Raw genomic sequence first — 26910 nt, forward strand, 5'->3', positions numbered from 1 at the left:
GCTACAGCTCGTGGCCCAGATCCGCGGCCAGCCGCGTCACCAGGTCGTGGGCCGCGTCCGGGATCACCGTGCCCGGCGGGAACACCGCCGTCGCGCCCATCTCCAGCAGCGTCGGGACATCGGCCGGCGGGATCACCCCGCCCACCACGATCATGATGTCCTCGCGGCCCTCCTCCGCCAGCTGCTCGCGCAGCGCCGGTACGAGGGTCAGGTGACCGGCCGCCAGCGACGAGACGCCCACCACGTGGACGTCCGCCTCGACGGCCTGGCGGGCCACCTCCGCCGGGGTCTGGAACAGCGGGCCGACGTCCACGTCGAAGCCCAGGTCGGCGAAGGCCGTCGCGATCACCTTCTGGCCCCGGTCGTGCCCGTCCTGGCCCATCTTGGCGACCAGGATGCGCGGACGCCGTCCCTCCGCCTCCTCGAACCGGTCGACGAGCGCACGGGTGCGCTCCACGGACGGGGACTCGCCTGCCTCGGTGCGGTACACACCCGAGATCGTACGGATCTGGCTCGCGTGCCGCCCGTACACCTTCTCCAGGGCGTCCGAGATCTCGCCCACGGTCGCCTTCGCGCGCGCCGCGTCCACCGCCAGCGCGAGCAGGTTGCCCTCGCCCCGCCCGGCCGCGTTCGTCAGCGCCCGCAGGGTGTCCTGCGTGACCGCCTCGTCGCGCTCCTCGCGCAGCCGCCGCAACTTGGCGATCTGCTGCGAGCGCACCGAGGAGTTGTCGACCTTGAGGACGTCGATCGCCTCGTCGCTCTCCACCCGGTACTTGTTCACGCCGATCACCGGCTGGCGGCCCGAGTCGATCCGCGCCTGCGTGCGGGCCGCGGCCTCCTCCACGCGCAGCTTCGGGATGCCGGCGTCGATGGCCTGCGCCATGCCGCCGGCCGCCTCGACCTCCTCGATGTGCTGCCAGGCCCGCCGCGCCAGGTCGTACGTCAGCTTCTCGACGTACGCGCTGCCGCCCCACGGGTCGATCGACCGGCAGGTCCCCGACTCCTGCTGGAGCAGCAGCTGGGTGTTGCGGGCGATGCGCGCCGAGAAGTCCGTCGGCAGCGCGAGCGCCTCGTCGAGGGCGTTGGTGTGCAGCGACTGGGTGTGCCCCTGGGTCGCCGCCATCGCCTCGATGCAGGTGCGCGTCACGTTGTTGAAGACGTCCTGCGCCGTCAGCGACCAGCCCGAGGTCTGCGAATGCGTGCGCAGCGACAGAGACTTGGGGTTCTGCGGGTCGAACTGCTTGACGAGCCGCGCCCACAGCAGGCGCGCCGCGCGCAGCTTCGCGACCTCCATGAAGAAGTTCATGCCGATCGCCCAGAAGAACGACAGGCGCGGCGCGAACGCGTCCACGTTCAGCCCGACCGCCTGCCCGGCGCGCAGGTACTCCACACCGTCGGCGAGGGTGTACGCGAGCTCCAGGTCGGCCGTGGCACCGGCCTCCTGGATGTGGTAGCCGGAGATCGAGATGGAGTTGTACCGGGGCATCTTCTGCGAGGTGAACGAGAAGATGTCGGAGATGATCCGCATCGACGGCTTGGGCGGGTAGATGTAGGTGTTGCGGACCATGAACTCTTTGAGGATGTCGTTCTGGATGGTCCCGGCGAGCTTGTCGGGGGAGACGCCCTGCTCCTCCGCCGCCACGATGTAGAGCGCGAGGACCGGCAGCACCGCGCCGTTCATCGTCATCGACACCGACATCTTGTCGAGCGGGATCCCGTCGAACAGCTGCCTCATGTCGTAGATCGAGTCGATCGCCACGCCCGCCATGCCGACGTCGCCCGTCACGCGCGGGTGGTCGCTGTCGTAGCCGCGGTGCGTCGGCAGGTCGAAGGCCACCGACAGGCCCTTCTGGCCGGCCGCCAGGTTGCGCCGGTAGAAGGCGTTCGACTCCTCGGCCGTGGAGAAACCGGCGTACTGCCGGATCGTCCAGGGCTGGTTGACGTACATCGTCGGGTACGGGCCGCGCAGGTACGGGGCCACGCCCGGGTACGTGCGCAGGAAGTCCAGACCCTCCAGGTCCCGGCCGGTGTACAGCGGCTTGACGCCGATGCCCTCCGGGGTCTCCCAGAGCAGGTCGCCGCCCGCGGAGCCGGTGGACTCCTTCACGGCCGTGCGCCACTGGTCCTCGGACGCCGCGGCGCCGTCGCCGTTCAGCGCGAGTGCGGAGAAATCGGGGATCGCGGTGCCGCTCAAGACGCGACTCCCATCCGGTCGAGTACGGAGGACAGCACGGCGACCGCGTCGCAGCCCGCGAAGACGTACTCGTCCACGGAGGCCTGGGCGGTGCCCGGCTTGCCGGCGAGGAACAGGGTCGTGGCGCCCGCCGAGCGCAGCGCCGCGGCCACGGCCTCGGCCTGCTCCTCGTACAGCGCGTCACTGGAGCACAGCACGGCCATCCCGTCCGCGCCGCTGGCGGCGTACGCCTCGGCGGCCGTCGCCGGGTCCACGGACACCGGGTCGTGCACGGGCTCGATGCCGCCGGCCTGGAACAGGTTCGAGGCGAAGGTGGCCCGCGCGGTGTGCGCGGCCGCCGGGCCCAGCGCGGCGAGGAAGATCCGCGGGCGGTTCCCGGTCGCCGTCAGGTGCGCGTCGCTGCGGGCGCGCAGCGCCTCGTACGCCTCGTCACGCCGTACCCGCGGCAGTCCGCCGGTCGGCGCGGCGGGCGCGGGCTCGCGGACGACGGGCTTCTCGGACAGCAGCGGGAACTCGCTGACGCCGGTGATCGGTTCGCGGCGCTTGGCCAGCTTCTTGGAGCGGGCCGCCCAGGTGGTGGCGAGGCGCTCCGCGACCAGGCCGGAGCGCAGGGCCTCGGGCAGGCCGCCCGCCTTCTCCACCGTCTGGAAGAACTCCCAGGCGGCGTCGGCGAGTTCGGCGGTGAGGCGCTCCACGTAGTACGAGCCGCCCGCCGGGTCGATGACCCGGGCGAGGTGCGACTCCTCCAGCAGGATGGTGGAGGTGTTGCGGGCGACGCGGCGCGCGAAGGCGTCCGGCAGGCCGAGCTCGTTGTCGAAGGGGAGCACGGTCACCGAGTCCGCGCCGCCCACGCCGGCCGCCATGCAGGCGACGGTGGTGCGGAGCATGTTCACCCAGGGGTCGCGCCGCGTCATCATCACCGGCGAGGTGACGGCGTGCTGGCGCTGGGCGCCGGCCTCGGGGGCCCCGCAGGCCTCGGCGACGCGGGCCCACAGGCGGCGGGCGGCGCGCAGCTTGGAGATGGTGAGGAACTGGTCGGCGGTCGCGGCGTAGCGGAACTCCAGCTGGCCGAGGGCCGCTTCGATGCCGAGCCCGCCGTCCGTGAGGGCGCGCAGGTACGCGACGCCGGTGGCCAGGGACAGCCCCAGCTCCTCGGCGGCGCTGCCGCCGGCCTCGTGGTACGGCAGGGCGTCCACCGTCAGGGTGCGTACGTGCGGCCAGGCGCCGGCCGTCTCGCGGGCCAGGGCGGCGGCCTCGGCGAGGTCCAGGGCCTCACCCGTGCGGGCCTCGTGGCCCAGCGGGTCGGCGCCGAGCGAGGCGCGGGCGGCGTCGGGGGCGACCTCGCGCTCCGCGTACAGGGCCAGCAGCGCGCGGGCGGCCTCGGCGTAGTCGGCCCCGGCGTCGAGGGCGACGGGTGCGAGGTCGAGGTAGACCCCTTCGAGGGCGCGCCCGAGGCCGTCGGCGGGAAGACCCGTCCGGCCGACGGTGAGCCACAGCGAGGTGGTGCCGTTCTCGAGGTCGGCGAGGGCCGCCTCGTTCACCCGTACGGGGTCGGTGCCCGCGAGCAGCTGGCGCACGTCCCAGCCGGAGACGGAGGTGCCCTCGGGCCGGCCGCCCCGTACAAAGGGGGCGAACCCGGGGAAACCGGTGTCGGCGGCGTTCTCGCGCGCGGTGTAGAGCGGGCGGGTGCTGAGCCCGTCCTCTAGCTGGGTGGACAACGCGTCTTCAGCTGCCTCGCCGGATACTTCCTTGCCCGACTTGCGCAGTACGCCTTCAACCAGGCGCTGCCACTGCTCATGTGTCGCGTCAGGGAACTCGGCGGCCAGGGAAAGCCCGTCATCAGGCAGGACCGTCATGGCTCGAATGCTAGGGGGGTGCTCTGAGATGAACCATAACCACTGGATGTGATCTCCCCCTCTCAACTGAGGCGGGAGGGGTCACGGAAGAGCGGACCCAGCAGCACGGTCGCCGCGGCGCACGGGAGGACGGCGGGGCCGGCGTGGGGGGTGGCGATCCGGGACGGTGCGGGGGCGGGTGTGGTGGGACCCCCCGTCCGACCCTCCGACGGTGAAGCCGTCGGTGACGCCGACGCGGCCGCCTCGCGGATCTCCTCCAGGTAGCCGTCGTGGAGCACGCTGGAGAGTTCCGTGATCACCATCACGGCGGGGTTGAAGACGTCCAGCAGCAGGGCGGCGGCCCGGCCGACGGCTCGGGCGCGCTCGCGCAGCAGCCGGTCCGCGCGGGGGTCGCCGGTCGCGGCGGCGTCGACCAGCAGGCCGACCGAGGGTTCGGGGACGATCCCGCGGCGTACGGCCTCGGCGCCGAGCACGGTGTCGGAGGCGGTGGCCTGCAGGCAGCCGGTGCGTCCGCACGGGCAGGGCGTGCGGGACCCGGGGACCGGGAGGTGGGCCACGTCCCCGGCGGCGGCGCCGGGGCCCTGGTGGACGGTGCCCCCGATGCCGAAGGCGGCGTCGACGACGTTGCCGATGAAGAGGTGGACGAGGCTGCGGCAGGCGTCGGGGTGCCCGAACAGGATCTCGGCGCCGGCGACGGCGCGGGCGTGGTTGTCGATGTGGACGGGGAGTCCGAGGGCGTCGGACAGCTCGGCGGCCAGGGGGCGGTCGTGCCAGCCGAGTGCCTCGTGGCGTACGACGGTGCCTTCGTCGGGGCGCACCCAGCCGCCGAGGGCCGCGCCGACGCCGAGGAGGGGGCGGTGGCCGGTGTCGAACTCGGTCAGGAAGCGGCGGAGTTGCTCCGCGATCTGCTGCGGCAACCGGTCCGGACGCCGTCCCTCGTGCGGCATGGAGCGGCGTGCGAGGACCTGGCCGCGGAGGTCGACGAGGCTGAAGGTGGAGGCGGGCACGCCGATGTGGAGCCCGGCGGTGACGGGCCCGGAGACGGCGCCGGTGTTGACGTCGAGCGGTACCAGCGGGCGTCCCAGGCCGCCGGCGGGCCCGGGCAGCTCGCGCAGCAGTCCGGCGCGGAGCAGGCCGGTGGTCTGCCGCGACACGGCCGCGGGGCTCAGCCCGCACAGCGGCGGGATCCCGCTGCGGGCCACGGGGCCGTGCTCCAGTACGGCCCGCAGCACGGCGGCGGCGTTGGCGGAGGCCCTGCTGTCGCCGGCCATCCGTGGGGTCGGGGAGGTGTCGGGGGGCATGCGCCGATCATGCCGGGCCGCTCCGCCGGGTCGCTCCGCTGGGTGGGGCCGGTGCACGTGGTGCCGGTGCGCGGGGCCGCTCCGCCGGGTGGGGCCGGCGTACGTGGGGCCGGTGCGCGGGGCGCCGGGGCGCTCCGCTGGGGGGCGGGGGCCGCTGGGTGGGGGCCTCCGAGCCGCTCCGCTGGGTGGGGTTGGCGCACGTGGGGCCGGTGTGCGGGGTCGGCGCCGGTGTGCGTGGCGCCGGGCCGCTCCGCCAGGTGGGAGCCGCTGGGTGGGCCCGCCGGGCCGCTTTGCCGGGTGGCGCCGGTGCGTGGGGCCGGTGCGAGGGTCGGCGCCGGTGCGTGTGGCGCCAGGGCGCGGGGTGGGGTGTCTGGCCGGGACCGCGTGCTTGATGGCGTTCCAGGGCGAGCTGTCGCCATGCGGCCGCGCCCCGCGGCGCCATCACCTTGACGTCCCGGCTGACACCCCGCCCCCGACACCGGCCCCTGCGGCGGCCTCCGTCGAAATCCAGCCTCGCCGGCGATTGAGGCGTGGGGGCTGGGGGCCGGGGCCTGGCCCGGGGAGCGGCGGAAGGGCGGGGCGGAGCCCGAGGGTGGCGGGGCGCGTGGCGGGCGCGTTGCGGGACCGTGAAATCCAGCCACGCTTTTCGGCCGCCGCAGGCGATCGGCGGCGCCGGGTGGAAACCCGGGAAAGCGCAGGTGGCGGGGCTGGGGGAGGTCCCTGGCTACCTCCGGCGGTGGCGCTCGGAGGGGGTTGACCCCTCGCGGAGCCGCTGCCAGGCTCCGAGTCATGTCCGCGATCGCACTCCTCGCCCCGCGGCTCCACACCCCCGGCCCCTTTGTCGCGCCGGGCGAGTGTCAGGGCCGCTGTCCGGCCCCCCGCCGCGCCTGAGCGCGCCCGGCCCCGCCGCGCCGCGCCCGGCCCCGCCGCATTCCCGGATTCCCGTACCCCGCCGTGCCGTGCGCACGTCCGCGTACCCCATTTCTTCCGCTGCGGAAATAAATCCAAGGAGCCCCCATGTCCACGGCCACCACCCCCGTCACCGTCACCCGCCTCGGCGGCCGCATCGGTGCCGAACTCACCGGCGTCCGTCTGACCGGCGAGCTGCCCGCCGCCGTCGTCACCGAGATCCGCGACGCCCTCCTCGCCCACAAGGTCGTCTTCTTCCGTGGCCAGGACCACCTCGACGAGGCCGGCCACGAGGCCTTCGCCCAGCTGCTCGGCGCCCCGGTCGCGCACCCCACCGTCCCCTCCGCCGACGGCCGGTACGCCCTCGGCATCGACTCCCACCACGGCGCCCGCGCCAACCAGTGGCACACCGACGTCACCTTCGTCCCCGCCTACCCCGCCTTCTCCATCCTCCGCGCCGTCACCGTCCCCCCGTACGGCGGCAACACCCTCTGGGCCAGCACCGCCGCCGCCTACGCCCACCTCCCCGAGCCGCTCCGCGTACTCGCCGACAGCCTGCGCGCCGTTCACTCCAACGAGTACGACTACGCCGCCCTCAGGCCGGACGCGCTCCCCGAGGCCCTCGCCCAGTACCGCGAGGTGTTCACGTCCACGAAGTTCCTCACCGAGCACCCCGTCGTGCGCGTCCACCCCGAGACCGGCGAACGGACCCTGCTCCTCGGCAACTTCGTCCAGCGGATCCAGGGCCTCACCGGCCAGGACTCCCGCGCACTGCTCGACCTCTTCCAGGCGCACATCGAGCGCCCCGAGAACACCGTCCGCTGGCAGTGGCGGGCCGGGGACGTCGCGATCTGGGACAACCGCGCCACCCAGCACTACGGCGTCGACGACTCCGACGACCACGAGCGCACCCTGCGCCGCGTGACGGTCGACGGCGACGTCCCGGTCGGTCCCGACGGGGTTCCGTCCCGCCTGATCAGCCCCGAGACCGTCCCGGACCCGGCCTTCGGCATTCCCTCCGGCGCCTCGACCGCCTCCGTCTGACCGCCCGCTCCCCAAGGAGAGAGTCCCGTGCCCCGACTGCTCGCCCTCACCGGCAGCCCCTCCGTTCACTCCCGTACCACCGTCGTGGCCGACCACGTGCTGCGTCGCCTCTCCCACGCCGGGTTCGAGACCACCCACCTCGCCGTACGGGACCTCCCCGCCGCCGACCTCCTCGCCGCCCGCCGCGGCGAGCCCGAGATCCGCCGGGCCCTCGAAGCCGTCGCCGAGGCCGACGGGGTGGTCATCGCGACCCCGGTCTACAAGGCCTCGTACACCGGCCTGCTCAAGGCCTTCCTCGACCTGCTCCCGCAGGACGGCCTGGCCGGCAAAACGGTTCTGCCGCTCGCCACCGGCGGCAGCCTCGCCCATGTCCTGACCATCGACTACGCCCTGCGCCCGGTGCTCGCCGCGCTCGGCGCCCGGCACGTCACCGCCGGCCGGTTCATCCTCGACTCCTCCGTCGAGCGCGGGGACGGCCCCGACCGGTTGCGGCCCGAGGCCGAGCTGGACCTGTTCCAGGCCGTCGACGAGTTCGCCGACGCCCTGCGCGCCGCGGCCACCGCCGACGCCGCCACCCTCACCACCGCGCTCTGACCCGTACCCCTCGTACCTCCCGTACGTACCGACAAGGACCCGTCATGCCCGCAGCGATCACCTCGACCACCACCTCCCGACGCCAGTTCCTCGCCCTGCTCGGCATCTCGGCGGCCGCGGTGAGCTGCGGCACGGCCACCGCCACCGGCGGCTCCGGCGGTTCCGGCAAGCAGGTCACCAGCCTCAAGTACCAGGGCGCGGTGGGCGCCGTCACCCTGCCCGAACTGGCCGCGGACCTCGGATACCTCGGGGGGCTCACCCTCGACTGGGTCGGCAACACCATCAGCGGCCCCCAGGACATCCAGTCCGCGGCCACCGGCCAGACTCACTTCGGCGGGGCCTTCAACGGCGCGGTCGTCAAGCTGGCCGCGAGCAAGGCCCAGATCCAGGCCGTCATCTCCTACTACGGCTCCGACCGGGACACCTACCTCGGCTACTACGTCCTGGAGGACAGCCCGATCCGGTCCGCCCGCGACCTGATCGGCAAGAAGGTCGGCATGAACACCCTGGGCGCCCACGCCCAGGCGCTCCTCGACATCTACCTGGAGCGCAACGGCCTCTCCAAGGCCGACGCGGGCAAGGTCGAGGCCCTCGTGGTCCCGCCCGTCAACACCGAACAGGCCCTGCGGCAGAAGCAGATCGAGGTCGGCGTGCTCAGCGGCGTGCTGCGCGACAAGGCCCTGGCGGCCGGCGGGATACGCCCGCTCTTCAACGACTTCGAACTGCTGGGCGCGTTCAGCGCCGGGACGTACGTGATGACGCGGCGCTTCATCAAGGAGAACCCCGACACCGTGCGCACCTTCACCACCGGCGTGGCCAAGGCCATCGAGTGGTCGCGCACCACCCCGCGCGAGGAGGTCATCGCCCGCATGACGCAGATCGTGAAGAAGCGCGGACGCAACGAGGACACCTCGACCCTCCAGTACTGGCGCTCGTACGGGGTCGCCGAGACCGGCGGCCGGATCGCCGACAAGGAGTTCCAGCTCTGGCTCGACTGGCTCGGCGAGCGCGGCGAGATCAAGAAGGGCCGGCTCAAGGCCGGCGACCTCTACACCAACGAGTTCAACGGACAGGGAAAGGGCTGAGCGGCCGCCATGGCGAAGATCGTGTTCGACTCCGTGACGAAGACCTTCCCGACGAAGGGCAAGAAGTCGGGGCGGGACAAGACGGAGTTCACCGCACTCGACGGCATCGACCTGGAGATCGAGGCGGGCGAGTTCGTGGTCGTCGTCGGCCCCAGCGGCTGCGGCAAGTCCACGCTCCTGGACCTCCTCGGCGGCCTGACCCGACCCACCTCCGGCCGGACCCTGCTCGACGGCCGCCCCGTCACCGGGCCGGGGCTGGACCGGGGCATCGTCTTCCAGCAGTACGCGCTGCTGCCGTGGCGCACCGCGCTCGGCAACATCGAGTTCGGCCTGGAGGCGACCGGGGTACCGCGACGTGAACGGACGGAGCGGGCCCGGGAGTTCCTGGACCTGGTCGGCCTGAGCGGCTTCGGGGACCGGCATCCGCACGAGCTCTCGGGCGGCATGCGCCAGCGGGTCGCGATCGCGCGCTCGCTGGCGTACGACCCGGACGTGCTGCTGATGGACGAGCCGTTCGCGGCGCTCGACGCGCAGACCCGCGAGTCCCTGCAGGACGAGCTGCGGCGGATCTGGCAGCGCACCGGCAAGACGGTCGTGTTCATCACCCACGGCATCGAGGAAGCGGTGTACCTCGGCCAGCGGGTGGCCGTCATGACCTCGCGCCCCGGCCGCGTGAAGGAGGTCGTCCCCGTCTCCCTCGGCCCGCGCACCCGCGACGGCGGGGCCACGGGGGAGGACCTGCGCTCCAGCCCGGAGTTCGCCCGCTACCGCCACGAGATCTGGAGCCTGCTCCACGACGAGGTGGCCCGCGCCCAGCAACTGGAGAAGGAGGAAGCCACCGTATGAGTACCGGAACCGACACCACCGCCCGGGCCCTGGCGGGCCTGGCCCCGCCGGCGGACACCGCTACCGCCACCGCCCTGCCCGATGCACCCGCCGTACCCGATGCACCCGCCGCACCCGCCGCACCCGGCGCGCGAACTCCCGAGCGCCTGGCGACGACACCGGAGCCGCCGCCGTCACCGACGCCGAGGTCCGCCCGCTCCTCCCGCTCCGGCGGACCGCTGCGGCTGCTGCGGCTGCTGCGCGCGGCGGGGCTCCGCTCGGCGGCGATCCTGGTACTGCTCGCCCTGTGGGAGGCCGCTCCCCGGCTGGGGCTGGTGGACGCGACCTTCCTGCCGCCGGTCAGCGAGGTCGCCGCCGCCTGGTGGGAACTCCTCGCCGACGGCGAGCTCGGGGAACACGCCCGGGCCAGCCTGGTCCGCTCCTTCGGGGGCTTCGGGATCGCGGTCGTGGTCGCCGTCCCGCTAGGCCTGCTCATCGGCTGGTACCGCCCGGTCGCCGCGCTGCTCGGCCCGCTGCTGGAGGTCTTCCGCAACACGGCGGCCCTCGCCCTGCTGCCGGTCTTCGTCCTCCTCCTCGGCATCGGCGAGACCTCGAAGGTGTCGATCGTCGTCTACGCCTGCGTGTGGCCGGTGCTGCTGAACACGATCAGCGCGGTGGGCAACGCGGATCCCACCCTGGTGAAACTGGCTCGCTCGATGGACCTGTCCACGCCGCGGCTGTTCCAGAAGGTGATCCTCCCGGCATCGGTGCCGGCCATCTTCACCGGCATCCGGCTGGCCGGCGCGGTCTCGATCCTGGTCCTCGTCGCCGCCGAGATGATCGGCGCCAAGGCGGGCCTCGGCTACCTGATCAACGCGTCGCAGTTCAACTTCGCGATCCCCCAGATGTACGCGGGCATCGTCACGATCTCCGCCATCGGCGTGGCCTTCAACCAGCTCCTGGTCACGATCGAACGCCGCCTCTCCCTCTGGCGCGTCCCTTCCTGAACCGCTCCCCCCAAGACCGAGGAACCGACATGTCCGCTCCCCGTACGCTGCACCTCAACGCCTTCCTCATGAACGCCGGTCACCACGACGCCGCCTGGCGGCACCCCGACTCCACTCCCGAGCGCGTCACCGACCTGCGCTACTTCCAGGAGCTCGCCCGGACCGCCGAGCGCGGGCGGCTCGACTCCATCTTCTTCGCCGACGGGCTCGCCCTGTGGGGCAAGGCCCGCTACAACGCCCTCGGCGGGTTCGAACCGCTCACGCTGCTCTCCGCGATCGCGGCCGTCACCGAGCACATCGGGCTCATCGCCACTGTCTCCACGACCTTCAACGAGCCCTTCCACACGGCCCGGAAGTTCGCCTCCCTCGACCACATCAGCAACGGCCGTGCCGGCTGGAACATCGTCACCTCCGGCACCGTCGACGAGGCCCGCAACTTCAACCAGGACGAGCACCTGGAGCACCGTCTGCGCTACGACCGCGCCCGCGAGTTCCTCGACGTCGCCACCAAGCTCTGGGACAGCTGGGAGGACGACGCGATCGTCCTCGACAAGGAGCGCGGCGTCTACGCCGACACCGACAAGCTCCACCCGGCCGCCCACCGCGGCGAGTACTTCGGCGTCGCCGGACCGCTGAACGTCCCGCGCTCCCCGCAGGGGCACCCGCTCCTCGTGCAGGCCGGCTCCTCCGAGGACGGCAAGGAGTTCGCCGCCCAGTACGCCGAGGCCGTCTTCACCGCCCAGCAGACCCTCGCGGACGGGCAGACCTTCTACAAGGACCTCAAGTCCCGCCTCGCCAAGTACGGCCGCGCGGAGTCCGACCTCCTCGTCCTGCCCGGCATCGCACCCGTCATCGGGTCCACCGAGGCCGAGGCGAAGGCCCTGGAGCAGCAGCTCACCGACCTCCAGGTGCCCGAGTACGGCCTCGCCCAGCTCTCCGGGATGCTGAACGTGGACCTCACCGGCCTCCCGCTCGACGGCCCGCTGCCCGACCTCCCCGAGGAGCGGGACGTCAACGGCAACAAGAGCCGGTTCACCCTCGTCGCCGAACTCGCCCGCCGCGACGGCCTCACCCTGCGCGAGCTGATCGCCCGCCTCGGCGCCGGCCGCGGCCACCGCGTCTTCGCCGGGACCCCCGAGCAGATCGCCGACCAGCTGGAGGAGTGGTTCACCCAGGGCGCCGCCGACGGTTTCAACATCATGGCGCCCGTACTGCCCACCGGCCTCACCGCCTTCGTCGACCACGTCGTGCCGATCCTCCAGCGACGCGGCCTCTTCCGCACCGAGTACACCGGTACGACCCTGCGCGAGAACTACGGCCTGGCGCGCCCGGCGAACCGCCACGCGCCGCAGCCGCAGCCCGCCTGAGCGACCGCGCGCCGACGGCGAGGCCCGCGTCCCGGGATCCGCTCGGGGCCTCGCCGCCGGTCAGGCCCGGTCAGACGGTGAGGCCCCGGTCAGACGGTGAGGACGATCTTGCCCCGCGTACGGCCCGCGGCACTCAGCTCCCAGGCCTTCGCGGCCTCGGCGAGCGGCAGCGCGTGCTCCACGTTCACGGTGAGCTTGCCGGCGTCGGCGAGCTCGGCCAGGAAGGTCAGGTCGGCGTGGTCCGGCCGTACCCACAGCTGGTGCGCGCCCTGAGCGGCGGCGTTGTAGTCGGCGATGGAGGCCACCCGGTGGCGCTCCTTGACCAGCGACTGGAGGGTCGCGATGACGTCGTCCCCGTAGAAGTCGAGGGCGGCGTCCACGCCGTCGGGCGCCAGCTCGCGCACCCGGTCCGCGAGCCCCTCGCCGTACAGCACCGGCTCGGCGCCGAGCGAGCGCAGGTAGTCGTGGTTGTGGGCGCCGGCGGTGCCGATGACCCGCAGGCCGAGGGCGACGGCGATCTGCACGCCCAAGGAGCCGGTGCCGCCGGCCGCGGAGTGGATGAGGACGCTCTCGCCGGCCGTGAGGCCCACGCGGGTGATCGACTGGTAGGCCGTCAGGCCGGCCAGCGGGATGCCCGCCGCCTGCTCGAAGGTCAGCTCGCGCGGCTTGCGGGCCAGCGTCCGGACGGGGGCGCTGACCAGTTCGGCGTACGTGCCGAGCTCCACCCACTCCTTGCGGACGTACCCGTACACCTCGTCGCCGACGGCGTAGTCGAACGTGTCGGGTCCGACGGCCTCGACGACGCCCGCCACGTCCCAGCCGGGTATGACGGGGTAGCGGACCTCCAGGATCGAGTCGAGGTATCCGGCGGCGAGCTTCCAGTCCACGGGGTTGACTCCGGCGGCCTTGACGCGGACGAGCACCTCGCCCGGACCCACCTTGGGCTCGGGGACGTCAACGAGCGTGAGGGAGTCGGACGTTCCGTATGCGCTGTATGTGATGGCCTTCATGATCGGTCCAACCGGACCGGGTCCGGGGCTATTCCGGTGTCGCGGGCCCGCCTTCGCCGCTCACCGGGCCTACGCCGGAAGGGTGTTGTGGTGCGAACGCCGCCGGGCCGCGCTGAACAGGGCCTGGATCTGGGCCCCCGACTGCTCCACGCTCTCCAGCGGGGACGGGAACGCCAGCCGCACGTCGCGGTGCCCGCGCGCCTCCTCCAGGCGCAGGGTGATCCCGTACCGGTCCATGGCGAGCGGCAGCGCGCGCAGGACGGCGGCGCTCTCCCGGGCGGGCGGCCGGACCAGCCGCAGCAGCAGGGTGACCAGCTCGGTGTGGTCGTCGAGGAGGTGCGTGAGCATGCCCGCCTCGTACGGGGCGAGCGGGTCGGGGCAGGCGGCGTCCAGCTCCTGCAGGCCGATGTACGAGCGGCCCTCGTCGGTCTCCAGGACGGCCTCGACGAATTCCACACAGGTGGAGTCGGAGCCTTCGTCGGTGTACGGGGTCAGCAGCCGGCCCACGACGGTGACGCGGGCGCGCACCCGCTCGCGCACCGGGGTCGGGGCGATGTCGGTGAACTCCATGCGGATCACGGGCCGGTCCTCGAAGTCCCCGCCGGGCTCGCCGGGGTGCAGGTGCACCCGGCCCATCGGGTCGCTGCCGTCGAGGTGGCGCACCTCGGTGTGCAGGCCGCCGGTGATGACGGTCATGGAGTGGGCGGCGGCCAGGATCGACCGGACCCGCTCGGCGTCGGTGGGCCGGTCGGCGGCGGCCGGGGTGGCAGGGGCACCGGACATGCGCATGCGGATCTCTCCATCGTCCTGGGGCGATTGACTTAGGTATGCCTAACCTAACCTATTGCACTTGGGGGGAGTACCCCGCCTCGGTCGTGTCGTTGTTGGGCTGAACGGGTGAAACGCGAGAGGATGGGGGGATGCACAAGAAGCGCGCGGCCGAGGCGGCCCGGTGAGCAGGTACGACGTCACCGACGAACAGTGGGAGGGGCTCGCGCAGGTGGTGCCGCTGCGCAGTCGCAACGAATGGCCCTCCCGGGTGGACCACCGCACGATCCCCGCGACGCCGGGCGCGACCGCGGCGGAGCAGCGGCGCTTCGTGGTGATCCGCGTCCAGATCTTCGCGGACGCCCGGGAGGTGGCCGAATACCTGATCGCGCAGATCCCGGTGCTGCTCGACCTCACCGGCGCGGACAGCGAAGTGGCCAAGCGGATCCTGGACTTCAGCAGTGGCGTCGTCTTCGGACTGGGCAGCGGGATGCACCGGGTGGACCGGAACGTCTTCCTGCTGGCGCCCGTCGGGACCGAGGTCGAGGGGATCGCGGCCGCGGCCGTCCCCCGATCGTAGGAAGGTCGCCACGAGGGAACGGTTCGCCGGGTCCACCGGGGCTCGGCGGCCCGTAGCGTCCGCCGCATGGACGCCCTCGCCGCTCCCGGAGCTCCCGCCGCCCCCGCAGCCTCGGCCGATGAGCGCCCGGCTCATGCCCCCGCTCCCGCCGCGCCGGAAGCCGGGGCCGCGGCCGGGCCGGCGCCGTCGGCGCACGCCCCGCAGCGGCCCGCCCTCACCGAACTGCGGCTCTCGGCCTTCGCCTCGCACCGCGGCGCCGCCTTCCCGCTCGGGCCCGTCACGCTCTTCACCGGGCCCAGCGGCAGCGGCAAGTCCCAGGCCCTGGGCGCCTACGAGGCGCTGGCCGGGCTGGCTTCCGGAGCCACCCTGGGGGAGGTGTTCCCGCAGCCGAGCGCCCTGGTCCCCGAACGCGCCCTCCCCGACGCCGACCGGCGCCGCGGATTCCGCATCGGCTGCACGGTCGACGGGCCCGTCGGGCCGGTCCGGCTCGACCTGGCCGTACAGGCCGAGCCGGCGCTCCGCGTCGTCGGCGAACGCCTCTCGGTGGGCGGCGAGATCCTGCTCAGCACCGCCCTGCGCGATCCCGGCCGGCGCTCCGTACAGGCCGCCTGGCTGACCGGCGGCGCCATCGGCGTCACCCGGGCCCCGCTGCCCGACGACCGGCTCGGCACCGCCCTGCTCCCGCTCCGGGTGGCCGGCGCGACCGCGGGACAGCGGCGCGTCCTGGCCGCCGCCGAGCAGGCGGTGGTCGCCCTGCGCTCGGTGTTCGCCTGCGATCCCCGTCCGGACCGGATGCGCGACCCCGTCCCGCCGGGGGCCGGGCGGCTGCTGGGCGACTGCGCCAACCTGGCCGACGTACTGCGCCGGACCCGCCACGAATGCGGCACCCGGCACGCGCTGCTGGCGCAGGCGGCCCGGACCGGCTGCGCGGGCGAGGTCGCCGGGCTGGACGTGCGGGCCCCGGCCGGCGGCCCGGTCGCCGCGCTGCTCGACCGCGGCCCCGGTCGGCCCGGCACCGAACTCGGCCGGCTCGGCGCGGGCGAGCTGCGCTTCCTCGCCCTGGCGCTCGTCCTGCTGACCGGGCCGGGGGTGCTGGAGGTGGACCCGGCCGCCGAACTGCTCTCCGCCCGGCAGGCGCTGACCGTGCTCGCCGACGGGTTCGACCGCGACCTGGACCGGAGCCAGCGCGCCGAGCTGCTGCGGCTGGCCCTCATGGCGTGCGGGCGCGGACACGTCCGGCTGGTGGCCGCCGTGGGGGAGGAGTACGCGGGAACCGCCCGGCGGGTGCCCGGCGTCTCGGTGGTAGACCTGACGTCATGAGCGACGCAGGGGACACGAGTAGGCAGAGCGACGAGGGCGCCGCGGCCGCGGCGGGGGAGGAGCGGCTGTGGCAACTGCGGCGGCGGCTCGTCGAGTTCGCGGCGGCACGGGACTGGGGGCAGTACCACACGCCGAAGAACCTGGCCGTGGCGCTGAGCGTGGAGGCGTCGGAACTGGTCGAGATCTTCCAGTGGCTGACGCCGGAACAGTCGGCGAAGGTCATGGAGAAGCCGGAGACCGCACACCGAGTGACCGACGAGGTCGCCGATGTGCTCGCGTATCTCCTGCAGTTCTGCGAGGTCCTCGGGGTGGATGTGCTGGATGCGCTCGCCGCGAAGATCGAGAGGAATGAGCTGCGCTTCCCGGTACCGGGTACTCCGGACGCAAATTGTCACTCTTCGGAGTGATGGCGTCGTCCACAACCATGTCTCTGTCCAGAGATTTCCGAATACCCCTGGCTTTACTGGCTCGTTGCCTTCACTCTGGGTAGTGGAGAACAGCAGGATGTCGTGCGGACGGGGGACGGCATATGGACGCGGTACGGCTCATCGCAGCCGGCCGGCACGCGCTGGCACAGAGCGGGGCTGCGTGGGACATCGTGGGCGAGGCCTGGCAGGCCCAGGCGCTCGCGCAGGGGATAGGGAGCTGGCTGGCGGTCACCGGGCCGCCGGAGCTGAGATCGGAGGCACGGGGGCTGGGTGAAGCCGGGGGCAGAGGCTGTGGGGTGCTCGACAGAGCGGCCCTGCGCGGAGAGGGCAACGCGCCCGACCATCCGCCGCGGGCGGCGCAGCTGACCGAGGTGGCGGATGTCCGCCAGGCACTGCTCGGACTTCAGGCGTTGCTGGGCGAGGTCGGCATAGCCCTGGTCGGGGTGGCCTGCGGGACGGACGACGAGAGCCTGTACTGGCAGTGCATAGAGTCGATCGACGCGGCCGACGAGTCGAGCGATCGGGTACGGGCGCTGCTGCGCCGGATGACGGTCCGCGAGCGGGGGTCCGCCTCGGGCGTGGCCTGAGGGACGGCCGCTGCGGGAGCCTGGTCCCTCGGGGCAGGTTCTCCGGGACAGGTCCCTTCGGGTCGGGTTCCGCGTCGGGGCAGGTTCCGCTTGGGGTCAGGGGCCGCCTCGGGTCGGTCCCGCTTCGGATCGGGTCCCGCCGCGCGCGACGGGACCCGCGCGGTCAGAACGACCGGTCGCAGTGGTGCCCGCTGTCGGTGCCCGGGGCCGGGCTGCCCGGGGCCGGCGCGGCCGCGGTGGGGGCGCGGTCGGCGGAGTGCTGGAGGTCGGCGTCGAGCTGGGACAGGTCGGCGTTGAGCGCGGCCATCAGCTCTTCCATCTGCTGCAGCAGGCCCTTCGGCGCGCCGCCGCCCTGGGCGGGTACCGCGGACTCCTGGCGTACTTGGTCGTGTGCTGCCTGTCCGGTCTGTTCGTGCGGTCGGCGGGTCTCCGGCACGGCCTCGTGGGACATGGCGGCCTCCTCGGCCCTGGCCCTTCCAAGGCGGAAGGGGGCGGTGGACGCACCGGCGAAAGGCCGCCGGCGCGCGGGCCGGGCGGTCCGGCTCCGTCCGAGCCAACGATCTCCGTCCGCGCTGGTCACTGGCGGGGGCGGCGGTGGACCGTCCGGTTGACGGAGATTCACCCGGCAGGGGCGGGCGAGGCAGGATGGAGGGCATGGATCTCCGTATTTTCACCGAGCCCCAGCAGGGCGCGAGCTACGACACCCTCCTGAGCGTCGCCAAAGCCACCGAGGACCTGGGCTTCGACGCGTTCTTCCGGTCGGACCACTACCTGCGGATGGGATCCGTGGACGGTCTGCCCGGGCCCACCGACGCGTGGATCACGCTCGCGGGCCTGGCCCGTGAGACCAAGCGGATCCGGCTGGGCACGCTCATGACGGCCGGTACCTTCCGGCTGCCCGGCGTGCTCGCCATCCAGGTGGCCCAGGTCGACCAGATGTCCGGCGGCCGCATCGAGCTCGGCCTGGGCGCGGGCTGGTTCGAGGAGGAGCACAAGGCGTACGGGATTCCCTTCCCGGCGGAGCGGATGGCCCGGCTGGAGGAGCAGCTGGCCATCGTCACCGGCCTGTGGGCCACCGAGCCCGGCGCCACCTTCGACTACGCGGGCACCCACTACCAGGTGGAGAACTCGCCGGCGCTGCCCAAGCCGGCCCAGGCCAAGGTGCCCGTGCTGGTCGGCGGGCACGGCGCGAAGCGCACCCCGCGCCTGGCCGCCCGGTACGCGGACGAGTTCAACATGCCGTTCGCGTCGATCGCGGACAGCCGGCGCCAGTTCTCCCGCGTCAAGGAGGCCGTCGCGGAGGCCGGGCGCAAGGCGGACGAACTCCTCTACTCCAACGCCCTCGTGGTGTGCGTCGGCAAGAACGACGCCGAGGTGGCCCGCCGGGCCGCCGCCATCGGCCGCGAGGTGGACGAGCTCAAGGCGAACGGCCTGGCCGGGTCCCCTGCCGAGGTCGTGGAGAAGATCGGCACCTACGGCGCCATCGGCTCCTCGCGCGTCTACCTCCAGCTCCTCGACCTCGACGACCTGGACCACCTGGAGCTGATCTCCACCCAGGTGCTGTCCCAGCTCGGCTGAGCCCCGGCCGACGGAGGAGGAAACCGTGCCGCGTGCGTCCGGCCCGCTCGCCGAGGCCCTGGCCCACCGGACCGTGCTCCTGGACGGCGGGCTGAGCAACCAGCTCGCCGACCAGGGCTGCGACCTGTCCGGCGGCCTCTGGACGGGCCGGGTGCTCGCCGAACGCCCCGACCAGGTGGCGGCGGCGCACGCGGCGTACGCCCGGGCCGGCGCCGAGGTGCTGATCACCGCGAGCTACCAGGTCGGGCACGCGGCCTTGGCCGCCCGGGGCCACGGGCGAGCCGAGACGGCCGACCTCCTGGCCCGGAGTGTGCGCCTGGCCGCCGGGGCGGCGCGGGCCGCGGACCACGGGGTCTGGGTGGCCGCCTCGGTCGGGCCGTACGGGGCGGTGCTCGCCGACGGCTCCGAGTACCGCGGCCGGTACGGCCTGACCGTGCGCGAGCTGGCGGACTTCCACCGCCCCCGCGTCGAGGCGCTGCTGGCCGCGGGACCCGACGTACTGGCCCTGGAGACCGTCCCGGACGCCGAGGAGGCCGAGGCCCTGCTCGGGGTCCTCGCCGAGACCGGCGCCCCGGCCTGGCTGAGCTACACGGTGGCGGGCGGCCGCACCCGGGCCGGCCAGCCGCTCGCCGAGGCCTTCGCGCTCGCGGCCGCCGCCCCGCAGGTCATCGCGGTCGGCGTCAACTGCTGCGACCCCCAGGACGTGCTGCCCGCCCTCGAAGCGGCCGCCGCCGTCACCGGGAAACCGCTGCTGGCGTACCCCAACGACGGCTCGGTGTGGGAGGCCGCCACCGGGACCTGGCACGCCCCCGGGCACCCGGCGCCCTGGCCCGTGGCGGACTGGCGGCGCGCCGGCGCCCGCCTGATCGGGGGCTGCTGCCGCATCGGCCCGGACCGCATCGCCGCGCTGGCGGCAGGAGGCTGAGGGGAGCCGGGCGTCAGCCGTCGTCCATCACGGCGGCGCACGCGGTGCAGACCAGCGCCGCGTACGCCGGGTCGTACCAGGTGGAGCCCGGCTGCCCGGAGGGCTGCCACTCGGCCGCCTCCATCGCGAACGTGTCCCGCCCGCACATGGTCCTCGGACCGCGCACCGAGCTGCTGCCCGGGGCGGCGGGAGCCGCGTGCACCCGGCGGACCGGCAGCTTCTCACCCGGCGGCGAACCCGCGAGCACCGGCTCGTCGAGCTCGTACACCACCACGACGCCGCTCATGCCTCCACGGTAGACGCGGTCCGGGCCGCCCGAAAACCGGAGGCGCCCAGGGGCCGTGACCAGCCACAATCGCTCGTGTGTTCCTGACGATCTCCACCACCGGCACCCCTGAACGACCCGCGACCGACCTGGGCTTCCTGCTGCACAAGCATCCCGACAAGGCGCAGACGTTCTCCACCTCCCACGGCACCGCCCACGTGTTCTACCCCGAGGCCTCGGCCGAGCGGTGCACGGCGGCACTGCTGCTGGAGGTGGACCCCGTCGCGCTCGTGCGCCGGGGTCAGGGCAAGGGCCGGGGCGGAGCGCCCGACGCCGCGCTCGCGCAGTACGTCAACGACCGGCCCTACGCCGCGTCCTCACTGCTCGCCGTCGCGCTGAGCGGGGTGTTCGGCAGCGCCCTGAACGGCCGCTGCACCGCCCGCCCGGAGCTCCCGGAGCAGGCGCGTCCGCTGCGCGTCGAGATCCCGGCGCTGCCCGCCCGGGGCGGCGCCGAGCTTGTGCGCGGGCTGTTCGGCCCGCTGGGCTGGGACCGCGTGGAGGTGACGTCCGTACCTCTCGACGAGCAGTTCCCCGAATGGGGCGACTCCCGGTACGTACGCCTCGTACTGGAGGGCGAGGCCAAGCTCGCCGACGCCCTGCGCCAGCTGTACGTGCTGCTGCCCGTGCTGGACGACGCCAAGCACTACTGGGTCGCCCCCGACGAGGTGGACAAGCTGCTCCGCGCCGGAGACGGCTGGCTCGCCGCGCACCCCGAGAACGCGCTGATCACCTCCCGCTACCTGGCCCGGCTGGGGCACCTCACCCGGGACGCCATGGAGCGCCTGGAGCTGGTCCGGCTCGCCGAGGCGGACGGCCGCGAGGTGGAGGAGGTCGACAACGCCGTCGACGAGAGCAGCGACACCGAGGAGAAGCCGGTCCCGCTCGCGGTGCACCGGCGCGAGGCGATCCTCGCCGCCCTGCGCGACGCCGGCGCGGCCCGGGTCCTCGACCTCGGCTGCGGGCAGGGCCAGCTGGTGCAGGCGCTGCTGGGGGACGTCTCCTTCACGGAGATCGTCGGCGTCGACGTGTCCATGCGCGCCCTGGGCTTCGCCGCCAAGCGGCTGCGGCTGGACCGGCTGGGAGAGCGGCAGAGCGAGCGCGTCCGGCTGCTCCAGGGCTCACTCGCCTACACCGACAAGCGGCTGACCGGGTACGACGCGGCCGTGCTCAGCGAGGTCATCGAGCACCTGGACCTGCCGCGGCTGCCCGCGCTGGAGTACGCGGTGTTCGGCTCCGCCCGCCCGCGCACCGTCCTCGTCACCACCCCGAACGTCGAGTACAACGTCCGCTGGGAGTCTCTGCCCGCCGGGCACGTCCGGCACGGCGACCACCGCTTCGAGTGGACCCGCGCGCAGTTCCGCACCTGGGCGGCCGAGGTCGCGGGGCGCTACGGGTACGCCGTCGCGTTCGTTCCCGTCGGGGACGACGACCCCGAGGTGGGGCCGCCGACCCAGATGGCCGTCTTCACGCAGACGGGCACGGCCGACAGCACCGGCACCACTACCAGCACCACGACCGACACCCCGAAGGAGGGCGAGGCAGCATGACCACCACCGAATCCAATACCCACCGCGTGCTTCCCGTCACCGACCTGTCCCTCGTCGTCCTGATCGGGGCCACCGGATCGGGCAAGTCCACCTTCGCCCGCAAGCACTTCAAGGCGACCGAGGTCATCTCCTCCGACTACTGCCGGGGCCTGGTCGCCGACGACGAGAACGACCAGAGCGCCAGCAAGGACGCCTTCGAGGTCCTGCACTACATCGCGGGCAAGCGCCTGGCCGCCGGCCGCCTCACGGTGGTCGACGCCACCAGCGTCCAGCAGGAGGCGCGCCGCCAGCTGGTCCAGCTGGCCCGCGCGCACGACGTGCTGCCCATCGCCATCGTCCTCGACATGCCCGAGGAGGTCTGCGCCGAGCGCAACGCCGCCCGCCCCGACCGGTCCGGGCTGCCCCGCGCCGTCATCCAGCGCCACCGCCGTGATCTGCGGCGTTCGCTGCGCGGCCTGGAGCGCGAGGGCTTCCGCAAGGTGCACGTGCTGCGCACGCCCGAGGAGGCCGAGGCCGCCGAGGTCGTCCTGGAGAAGCGCTTCAACGACCTCACCCACCTCACCGGCCCCTTCGACATCATCGGCGACATCCACGGCTGCGCCTCCGAGCTGGAGACCCTGCTCGCCAAGCTCGGCTACGAGGACGGCGCGCACCCCGAGGGCCGCACCGCCGTCTTCGTCGGCGACCTCGTCGACCGGGGCCCGGACAGCCCCGGCGTGCTGCGCCGGGTGATGGGCATGGCCAAGTCCGGCAACGCCCTGTGCGTCCCCGGGAACCACGAGAACAAGCTCGGCCGTTACCTCAAGGGATCCAAGGTCCAGCAGACGCACGGCCTCGCCGAGACCATCGAGCAGCTGGGGCGGGAGCCGGAGGAATTCGTCCGGGAGGTCCGGGAGTTCATCGCGGGCCTCGTCAGCCACTACGTGCTCGACGGCGGCAGGCTGGTCGTCGCCCACGCCGGGCTGCCCGAGAAGTACCACGGCCGCACCTCCGGACGGGTCCGCTCGCACGCCCTGTACGGGGACACCACCGGGGAGACCGACGAGTTCGGCCTGCCCGTGCGCTACCCGTGGGCCGAGGACTACCGGGGCAAGGCCGTCGTGGTCTACGGCCACACCCCGGTCCCGAACACCGCGTGGATCAACAACACCATCTGCCTCGACACCGGCGCCGTCTTCGGCGGGAAGATGACGGCCCTGCGCTGGCCCGAGCGCGAACTGGTCGACGTACCGGCCGAGAAGGTCTGGTACGAGCCCACGCGCCCCCTCGCCGCCGAGGCGCCCGGGGGCCACGAGGGCCGTCCGCTCGACCTGGCCGACGTCCACGGGCGCCGGATCGTGGAGACCCGGCACCTGGGCAACGTCAACGTGCGCGAGGAGAACGCGGCGGCGGCCCTGGAGGTCATGAGCCGCTTCGCGGTGGACCCGCGCCTGGTGCCGTACCTGCCGCCGACCATGGCTCCGACGGCCACCTCCCGGATCGAGGGCTACCTCGAACACCCGGCGGAGGCCTTCGCGCAGTACCGCAAGGACGGCATCGCGACGGTCGTGTGCGAGGAGAAGCACATGGGCTCCCGCGCCACCGTCCTGGTCTGCAAGGACGCCGACGCCGCACGCGAGCGCTTCGGGGTCGACGGGGTGACCGGTTCCGTCTACACCCGTACCGGGCGGGCCTTCTTCAACGACCCCGAGGTCACCGAGGAGGTCCTCGCCCGGCTCCGCTCGGCGATCGCCGGCGCCGGCCTCTGGGAGGAACTGGACACCGACTGGCTGCTGCTCGACGGGGAACTGCTGCCCTGGTCGCTGAAGTCCGCCGGCCTGCTGCGCAACCAGTACGCCGCCGTGGGCGCGGCCTCGCGCGCCGTCTTCCCGGACGCCATCGCGGCCCTCGCGGCGGCCGGCGCCCGGGGCGTCGACACCGGGGAGCTGCTGGAGCGCCAGCGCGGCCGGGCCGCCGACGCGGCCAGGTTCACCGACGCGTACCGGCGCTACTGCTGGAGCACCGACGGGCTGGACGGCGTCCGGTTCGCACCGTTCCAGCTGCTCGCGGCCGCTGGGCGCTCGCTGGCCGCCGTTCCGCACGACGAGCAGCTGGCCTGGCTGGACCGGCTCGTAGGGGCGGACGAGGCGGCCGGGACCGGGCTGCTGCGCCGCACCGGCCGGATCCTCGTCGACACCGGGGACGAGGACTCCGTCCGCGCGGGCACCGACTGGTGGCTGGAGCTGACGGCGGCGGGCGGCGAGGGCATGGTCGTCAAGCCGCTCCAGGCGTACGCCAAGGACGGCAAGGGGCGGCTCGTCCAGCCGGGCGTCAAGGTGCGCGGCCGCGAGTACCTGCGGATCATCTACGGCCCGGAGTACACGCGTGCGGACCACCTGGAGCGGCTGCGCGAGCGCTTCCTCGGGCACAAGCGCTCGCTGGCCCTGCGCGAGTACGCGCTCGGGCTGGAGGCGCTGGACCGGCTGGCGGCCGACGAGCCGCTGTGGCGGGTGCACGAGGCCGTGTTCGCGGTGCTCGCCCTGGAGTCGGAGCCGGTCGACCCCCGGCTCTGACCCCGACCCCCCGGCCCGTAAAGCCGCCGCCCCCATACGGCCTGGAATTAGGTCGTATGGGGGAACTTTCGCGGAGAACTCCGGGAAAACCACCGGCGGGATCGTTCATCCAGGGCAGCGGAGTGTCCGCGACCCTGGAAGGACGGAACGTCACCTATGAAGATGACCGCGCGCGGAAGCATTGCGGCGCTCATGACCTGTATGGCGGCGGCCGGCGCGGCCTCCCCGGCCGTGGCCGACGCGGTGCCGGTGGGTGTCCCGCTGGACGCCGTGGAGACCACGCTCGGCGTGGACACGCCGCGCGTGGCCACCGGGGTTCCCGTGCCGATGGTCGGCGCGCCCGAGGCGCCCCGGCACCACACCGGCGACATGCTTCCGACCCCGCTCCTCCCGGTGGTGCCGGTCAGCACCGACCTCGGCCGGACCCTCGTCACCTCGCCGGTGCCGAACCTGCTGGGCAAGGAGGAGACGGACGGCGAGGGTTCCGTGGAGGCGCCGGCGACCACCCTGGTCACCCGCACCCCGGGCGCGGTGCTCGGCTCCCCGCTGACCATGCCGGACGGGAGCAACCACGGGATCCCGAACCTGACCACGCCCAAGCTGGGGCTGACCACCCCGGAACTCATCGGCGCCCCGACGGCGCTTCTCGGCCTCGGTACCCCGCGCTGAGCGGACCCCCGGTCAAAAGGCCGTCCGGTCTGGGAATGTGTACGGCATGGGATTCCATGTCGACTCCGAGACCGGGCGGCTTCGCCGCGTCATCCTCCACCGGCCCGACCTGGAGCTGAAGCGGCTCACACCAACCAACAAGGACGCCCTCCTCTTCGACGACGTGCTGTGGGTCCGCCGGGCCCGCCAGGAGCACGACGGTTTCGCGGACGTGCTGCGCGACCGGGGCGTGGACGTGCACCTCTTCGGCGACCTGCTCGCCGAGGCCCTCGACATCCCGGAGGCGAGACACCTCGTACTGGACCGGGTCTTCGACGAGAAGGAGTACGGGCCGCTCGCCACCGACCACCTGCGTTCCGTGTTCGACGTGCTGCCCTCGGCCGAGCTCGCCGAGGCCCTGGTCGGCGGGATGACCAAGCGGGAGTACCTGGAGCGGCACGCGGAGCCGGTGTCGGTCCGCTTCCACGCCATGGAGCTGGACGACTTCCTGCTCGGGCCGCTGCCCAACCACCTGTTCACCCGGGACACCTCCGCCTGGATCTACGACGGGGTGTCCATCAACGCGATGCGCTGGCCGGCCCGGCAGCGCGAGACCGTGCACTTCGAGGCGATCTACCGGCACCACCCGCTCTTCACCACCTCCGGCGCCTTCCACTACTGGTCGCAGGGTCAGGCGGACTACCCCTCGACCATCGAGGGCGGGGACGTGCTCGTCATCGGCAACGGCGCGGTGCTCATCGGGATGAGCGAGCGCACCACGCCGCAGGCGGTGGAGATGCTCGCGCGGGGCCTGTTCGCCGCCGGGTCCGCCACCAGCATCGTGGCGCTGGACATGCCCAAGCGGCGGGCCTTCATGCACCTGGACACGGTCATGACGATGGTCGATGGAGATACGTTTACTCAGTACGCGGGGCTCGGCATGCTGCGCTCCTACACGATCGAGCCGGGCGACGGGGCGAGCGAGCTGAAGGTGACCGACCACCCGCCGGAGCACATGCACCGGGCGATCGCCAAGGCCCTCGACCTCGACGCGATCCGGGTGCTGACCCCGACGCAGGACGTGCACTCGGCGGAGCGCGAACAGTGGGACGACGGCTGCAACGTGCTGGCCGTGGAACCGGGGGTGGTGGTCGCGTACGAGCGGAACGTCACGACCAACACCCACCTGCGCAAGCAGGGCATCGAGGTCATCGAGATCCCGGGCAGCGAGCTGGGCCGGGGGCGGGGCGGGCCGCGGTGCATGAGCTGTCCGGTGGAGCGGGACGCCGTGTGAGGCGCTGACGGCGGCCGGCGGGGGAGGGTGTGAGGGAGGCCTCTCCACGAGGGGGCTCATAGGTCTGTATATCAATACAGAGGATCGTATAGACTTCCAACATCCCCTGTCAGATGCGACTCTGGAGCGCCCTCATGGCCACCGACCTCGTCGGCCGCAGTTTCCTCAAGGAGCTCGACTTCACCGCCGCCGAGTTCCGCGGCCTCGTCGAGCTCGCCGCCGAACTCAAGGCGGCGAAGAAGGCCGGAATCGAACAGCGGCGGCTCCAGGGCAAGAGCATCGCCCTGATCTTCGAGAAGACCTCCACCCGCACCCGCTGCGCCTTCGAGGTGGCCGCCGCCGACCAGGGGGCCCACACCACCTACCTCGACCCCTCCGGCTCCCAGATGGGCCACAAGGAGTCGGTCAAGGACACCGCCCGGGTGCTCGGCCGGATGTTCGACGGGATCGAGTACCGGGGCGACAGTCAGGAGGCCGTGGAGGAACTCGCCGCGTTCTCCGGCGTGCCCGTCTTCAACGGCCTCACCGACGACTGGCACCCCACCCAGATGCTGGCCGACGTGCTCACCATGACCGAGCACTGCGCCAAGCCGCTGGACCGGATCGCCTTCGCCTACCTCGGCGACGCCCGCTTCAACATGGGCAACTCCTACCTGGTGACCGGTGCGCTGCTGGGCATGGACGTACGGATCGTCGCGCCCAAGGCGTACTGGCCCGCCGAGGCCGTGGTCGCGCGGGCCCGTGAGCTCGCCGCCGCCAGCGGGGCCCGGATCACGTTGACGGAGGAGGTCGCGGAGGGCGTGGCGCAGGCCGACTTCGTCGCCACCGACGTGTGGGTGTCCATGGGCGAGCCCAAGGAGGTCTGGGACGAGCGGATCGAGGCCCTGGCCCCGTACGCGGTCACCATGGACGTGCTCCGCGCCACCGGGAACCCGGACGTGAAGTTCCTGCACTGCCTGCCGGCCTTCCACGACCTGGGCACCAAGGTCGCCCGGGAGATCCACGAGCGCCACGGGCTGGAGTCGCTGGAGGTGACGGGCGAGGTGTTCGAGTCCGCGCACTCGGTCGTCTTCGACGAGGCCGAGAACCGGCTGCACACCATCAAGGCCGTGCTGGTCGCGACGCTCGCGAAGCAGCCGGCCGTCTAGGGCGCCGTCTCGCTCGCC

24 protein-coding genes are annotated in these 26910 nt (G+C 73.2%); 17 read left to right on the forward strand and 7 right to left on the reverse strand.

Features of this window, described 5'->3' with window-relative positions; all coding sequences use genetic code 11:
• Position 1: 1 nt before the first annotated feature.
• From scpA to OG982_RS23445, 3 genes are all read right to left on the reverse strand, one after another.
• Complete coding sequence (gene scpA / locus OG982_RS23435) at positions 2-2194, reverse strand: methylmalonyl-CoA mutase (RefSeq protein ID WP_266783652.1); 2193 nt, start codon at positions 2192-2194, stop codon at positions 2-4.
• Positions 2191-4050 (reverse strand): methylmalonyl-CoA mutase family protein, encoded by a 1860-nt coding sequence (locus OG982_RS23440; protein ID WP_266783650.1) that lies wholly within the window; start codon positions 4048-4050, stop codon positions 2191-2193. Before OG982_RS23440 ends, scpA begins: the two co-directional genes overlap by 4 nt.
• A 62-nt stretch (positions 4051-4112) precedes the next feature.
• Positions 4113-5351: an ROK family transcriptional regulator gene (locus OG982_RS23445; protein ID WP_266783648.1), complete on the reverse strand. Its 1239-nt coding sequence runs from the start codon at positions 5349-5351 to the stop codon at positions 4113-4115.
• Between the two features lie 1017 nt (positions 5352-6368).
• On the opposite strand from OG982_RS23445, the gene OG982_RS23450 reads away from it, so the two are divergent.
• From OG982_RS23450 to OG982_RS23475, 6 genes are read left to right on the forward strand one after another with little or no spacing between them, the layout of a single operon-like run.
• A complete protein-coding gene (locus OG982_RS23450) occupies positions 6369-7304 on the forward strand; it encodes a TauD/TfdA family dioxygenase (protein ID WP_266949211.1) in 936 nt (311 codons plus the stop codon).
• 27 nt (positions 7305-7331) lie between these two features.
• Positions 7332-7898 carry an NADPH-dependent FMN reductase gene (ssuE, locus tag OG982_RS23455; protein WP_266783644.1) on the forward strand — a complete coding sequence of 189 codons (567 nt, stop codon included), beginning with the start codon at positions 7332-7334 and terminating at the stop codon, positions 7896-7898.
• A gap of 44 nt (positions 7899-7942) precedes the next feature.
• Positions 7943-8983, forward strand: a complete 1041-nt coding sequence (locus tag OG982_RS23460; RefSeq protein ID WP_266783642.1) for an ABC transporter substrate-binding protein — start codon at positions 7943-7945, stop codon at positions 8981-8983.
• 9 nt (positions 8984-8992) lie between these two features.
• The gene (locus tag OG982_RS23465; RefSeq protein WP_266783640.1) at positions 8993-9829 is read left to right on the forward strand and encodes an ABC transporter ATP-binding protein; all 837 of its coding nucleotides are present in this window, start codon (positions 8993-8995) and stop codon (positions 9827-9829) included.
• Positions 9826-10815, forward strand: a complete 990-nt coding sequence (locus OG982_RS23470) for an ABC transporter permease (protein ID WP_266949212.1) — start codon at positions 9826-9828, stop codon at positions 10813-10815. Before OG982_RS23465 ends, OG982_RS23470 begins: the two co-directional genes overlap by 4 nt.
• A 29-nt stretch (positions 10816-10844) precedes the next feature.
• Positions 10845-12182 (forward strand): LLM class flavin-dependent oxidoreductase, encoded by a 1338-nt coding sequence (locus OG982_RS23475; protein WP_266783636.1) that lies wholly within the window; start codon positions 10845-10847, stop codon positions 12180-12182.
• Positions 12183-12271: 89 nt separating this feature from the next.
• Here OG982_RS23475 and OG982_RS23480 read toward each other — a convergent pair whose 3' ends face one another.
• Together OG982_RS23480 and OG982_RS23485 are read right to left on the reverse strand one after the other, a co-directional pair.
• Positions 12272-13192: an NADP-dependent oxidoreductase gene (locus OG982_RS23480; protein ID WP_266783634.1), complete on the reverse strand. Its 921-nt coding sequence runs from the start codon at positions 13190-13192 to the stop codon at positions 12272-12274.
• A gap of 69 nt (positions 13193-13261) precedes the next feature.
• Positions 13262-13981, reverse strand: a complete 720-nt coding sequence (locus OG982_RS23485) for a DUF2470 domain-containing protein (RefSeq protein ID WP_266783632.1) — start codon at positions 13979-13981, stop codon at positions 13262-13264.
• 163 nt (positions 13982-14144) lie between these two features.
• Here OG982_RS23485 and OG982_RS23490 point away from each other — a divergent pair, with 163 nt between their 5' ends.
• From OG982_RS23490 to OG982_RS23505, 4 genes are all read left to right on the forward strand, one after another.
• The gene (locus OG982_RS23490) at positions 14145-14540 is read left to right on the forward strand and encodes a cell division protein SepF (protein ID WP_266783630.1); all 396 of its coding nucleotides are present in this window, start codon (positions 14145-14147) and stop codon (positions 14538-14540) included.
• A gap of 66 nt (positions 14541-14606) precedes the next feature.
• Positions 14607-15860, forward strand: coding sequence for an ATP-binding protein (locus OG982_RS23495; RefSeq protein WP_266783628.1), 1254 nt, complete (start codon positions 14607-14609; stop codon positions 15858-15860).
• Between the two features lie 65 nt (positions 15861-15925).
• Entirely contained in the window at positions 15926-16267 is a 342-nt protein-coding gene (locus OG982_RS23500; protein WP_266791766.1) for a nucleotide pyrophosphohydrolase, read from the forward strand.
• Between the two features lie 122 nt (positions 16268-16389).
• Complete coding sequence (locus OG982_RS23505) at positions 16390-16875, forward strand: DUF6099 family protein (RefSeq protein ID WP_266783626.1); 486 nt, start codon at positions 16390-16392, stop codon at positions 16873-16875.
• A gap of 163 nt (positions 16876-17038) precedes the next feature.
• Here OG982_RS23505 and OG982_RS23510 read toward each other — a convergent pair whose 3' ends face one another.
• Positions 17039-17326, reverse strand: a complete 288-nt coding sequence (locus OG982_RS23510) for a hypothetical protein (RefSeq protein WP_266950003.1) — start codon at positions 17324-17326, stop codon at positions 17039-17041.
• 203 nt (positions 17327-17529) lie between these two features.
• On the opposite strand from OG982_RS23510, the gene OG982_RS23515 reads away from it, so the two are divergent.
• Positions 17530-18453: an LLM class F420-dependent oxidoreductase gene (locus OG982_RS23515; RefSeq protein ID WP_266783624.1), complete on the forward strand. Its 924-nt coding sequence runs from the start codon at positions 17530-17532 to the stop codon at positions 18451-18453.
• Positions 18454-18478: 25 nt separating this feature from the next.
• The gene (mmuM, locus tag OG982_RS23520; protein WP_266783622.1) at positions 18479-19378 is read left to right on the forward strand and encodes a homocysteine S-methyltransferase; all 900 of its coding nucleotides are present in this window, start codon (positions 18479-18481) and stop codon (positions 19376-19378) included.
• 13 nt (positions 19379-19391) lie between these two features.
• Here the strand turns inward: mmuM and OG982_RS23525 are convergent, their stop codons facing one another.
• Positions 19392-19664, reverse strand: a complete 273-nt coding sequence (locus OG982_RS23525) for a hypothetical protein (RefSeq protein WP_266783620.1) — start codon at positions 19662-19664, stop codon at positions 19392-19394.
• A gap of 77 nt (positions 19665-19741) precedes the next feature.
• Between OG982_RS23525 and OG982_RS23530 the strand changes: the two genes are divergently transcribed.
• The 5 genes from OG982_RS23530 (at position 19742) to argF (ending at position 26892) form a co-directional block, all read left to right on the forward strand.
• Positions 19742-21250 (forward strand): 3' terminal RNA ribose 2'-O-methyltransferase Hen1, encoded by a 1509-nt coding sequence (locus OG982_RS23530; RefSeq protein WP_266783618.1) that lies wholly within the window; start codon positions 19742-19744, stop codon positions 21248-21250.
• Positions 21247-23802 carry a polynucleotide kinase-phosphatase gene (locus tag OG982_RS23535; protein ID WP_266783616.1) on the forward strand — a complete coding sequence of 852 codons (2556 nt, stop codon included), beginning with the start codon at positions 21247-21249 and terminating at the stop codon, positions 23800-23802. The genes OG982_RS23530 and OG982_RS23535 overlap by 4 nt, the downstream gene beginning before the upstream one ends.
• Positions 23803-23994: 192 nt before the next feature.
• Complete coding sequence (locus OG982_RS23540; protein ID WP_266783614.1) at positions 23995-24471, forward strand: hypothetical protein; 477 nt, start codon at positions 23995-23997, stop codon at positions 24469-24471.
• Between the two features lie 46 nt (positions 24472-24517).
• Positions 24518-25744, forward strand: a complete 1227-nt coding sequence (locus tag OG982_RS23545) for an arginine deiminase (RefSeq protein WP_266783612.1) — start codon at positions 24518-24520, stop codon at positions 25742-25744.
• A 134-nt stretch (positions 25745-25878) separates the two neighbouring features.
• On the forward strand, positions 25879-26892 hold the full coding sequence (argF, locus tag OG982_RS23550) for an ornithine carbamoyltransferase (RefSeq protein ID WP_266791762.1): 1014 nt from the start codon (positions 25879-25881) through the stop codon (positions 26890-26892).
• Positions 26893-26910 lie beyond the last annotated feature (18 nt).

The organism is Streptomyces sp. NBC_01551 (assembly GCF_026339935.1).
Taxonomy (GTDB): domain Bacteria; phylum Actinomycetota; class Actinomycetes; order Streptomycetales; family Streptomycetaceae; genus Streptomyces.

Coding starts and splice junctions, on each gene's coding strand:
- OG982_RS23540 (WP_266783614.1), top strand. CDS start 23,995: ATGACCTGTATGGCGGCGGCCGGCGCGGCCTCCCCGGCCGTGGCCGAC.
- OG982_RS23485 (WP_266783632.1), bottom strand. CDS start 13,981: ATGCGCATGTCCGGTGCCCCTGCCACCCCGGCCGCCGCCGACCGGCCC.
- OG982_RS23510 (WP_266950003.1), bottom strand. CDS start 17,326: ATGTCCCACGAGGCCGTGCCGGAGACCCGCCGACCGCACGAACAGACC.
- OG982_RS23470 (WP_266949212.1), top strand. CDS start 9,826: ATGAGTACCGGAACCGACACCACCGCCCGGGCCCTGGCGGGCCTGGCC.
- OG982_RS23445 (WP_266783648.1), bottom strand. CDS start 5,351: ATGCCCCCCGACACCTCCCCGACCCCACGGATGGCCGGCGACAGCAGG.
- OG982_RS23480 (WP_266783634.1), bottom strand. CDS start 13,192: ATGAAGGCCATCACATACAGCGCATACGGAACGTCCGACTCCCTCACG.
- OG982_RS23465 (WP_266783640.1), top strand. CDS start 8,993: ATGGCGAAGATCGTGTTCGACTCCGTGACGAAGACCTTCCCGACGAAG.
- argF (WP_266791762.1), top strand. CDS start 25,879: ATGGCCACCGACCTCGTCGGCCGCAGTTTCCTCAAGGAGCTCGACTTC.
- OG982_RS23440 (WP_266783650.1), bottom strand. CDS start 4,050: ATGACGGTCCTGCCTGATGACGGGCTTTCCCTGGCCGCCGAGTTCCCT.
- OG982_RS23460 (WP_266783642.1), top strand. CDS start 7,943: ATGCCCGCAGCGATCACCTCGACCACCACCTCCCGACGCCAGTTCCTC.
- OG982_RS23505 (WP_266783626.1), top strand. CDS start 16,390: ATGGACGCGGTACGGCTCATCGCAGCCGGCCGGCACGCGCTGGCACAG.
- OG982_RS23525 (WP_266783620.1), bottom strand. CDS start 19,664: ATGAGCGGCGTCGTGGTGGTGTACGAGCTCGACGAGCCGGTGCTCGCG.
- OG982_RS23475 (WP_266783636.1), top strand. CDS start 10,845: ATGTCCGCTCCCCGTACGCTGCACCTCAACGCCTTCCTCATGAACGCC.
- OG982_RS23495 (WP_266783628.1), top strand. CDS start 14,607: ATGGACGCCCTCGCCGCTCCCGGAGCTCCCGCCGCCCCCGCAGCCTCG.
- OG982_RS23545 (WP_266783612.1), top strand. CDS start 24,518: ATGGGATTCCATGTCGACTCCGAGACCGGGCGGCTTCGCCGCGTCATC.
- OG982_RS23450 (WP_266949211.1), top strand. CDS start 6,369: ATGTCCACGGCCACCACCCCCGTCACCGTCACCCGCCTCGGCGGCCGC.
- OG982_RS23535 (WP_266783616.1), top strand. CDS start 21,247: ATGACCACCACCGAATCCAATACCCACCGCGTGCTTCCCGTCACCGAC.
- OG982_RS23515 (WP_266783624.1), top strand. CDS start 17,530: ATGGATCTCCGTATTTTCACCGAGCCCCAGCAGGGCGCGAGCTACGAC.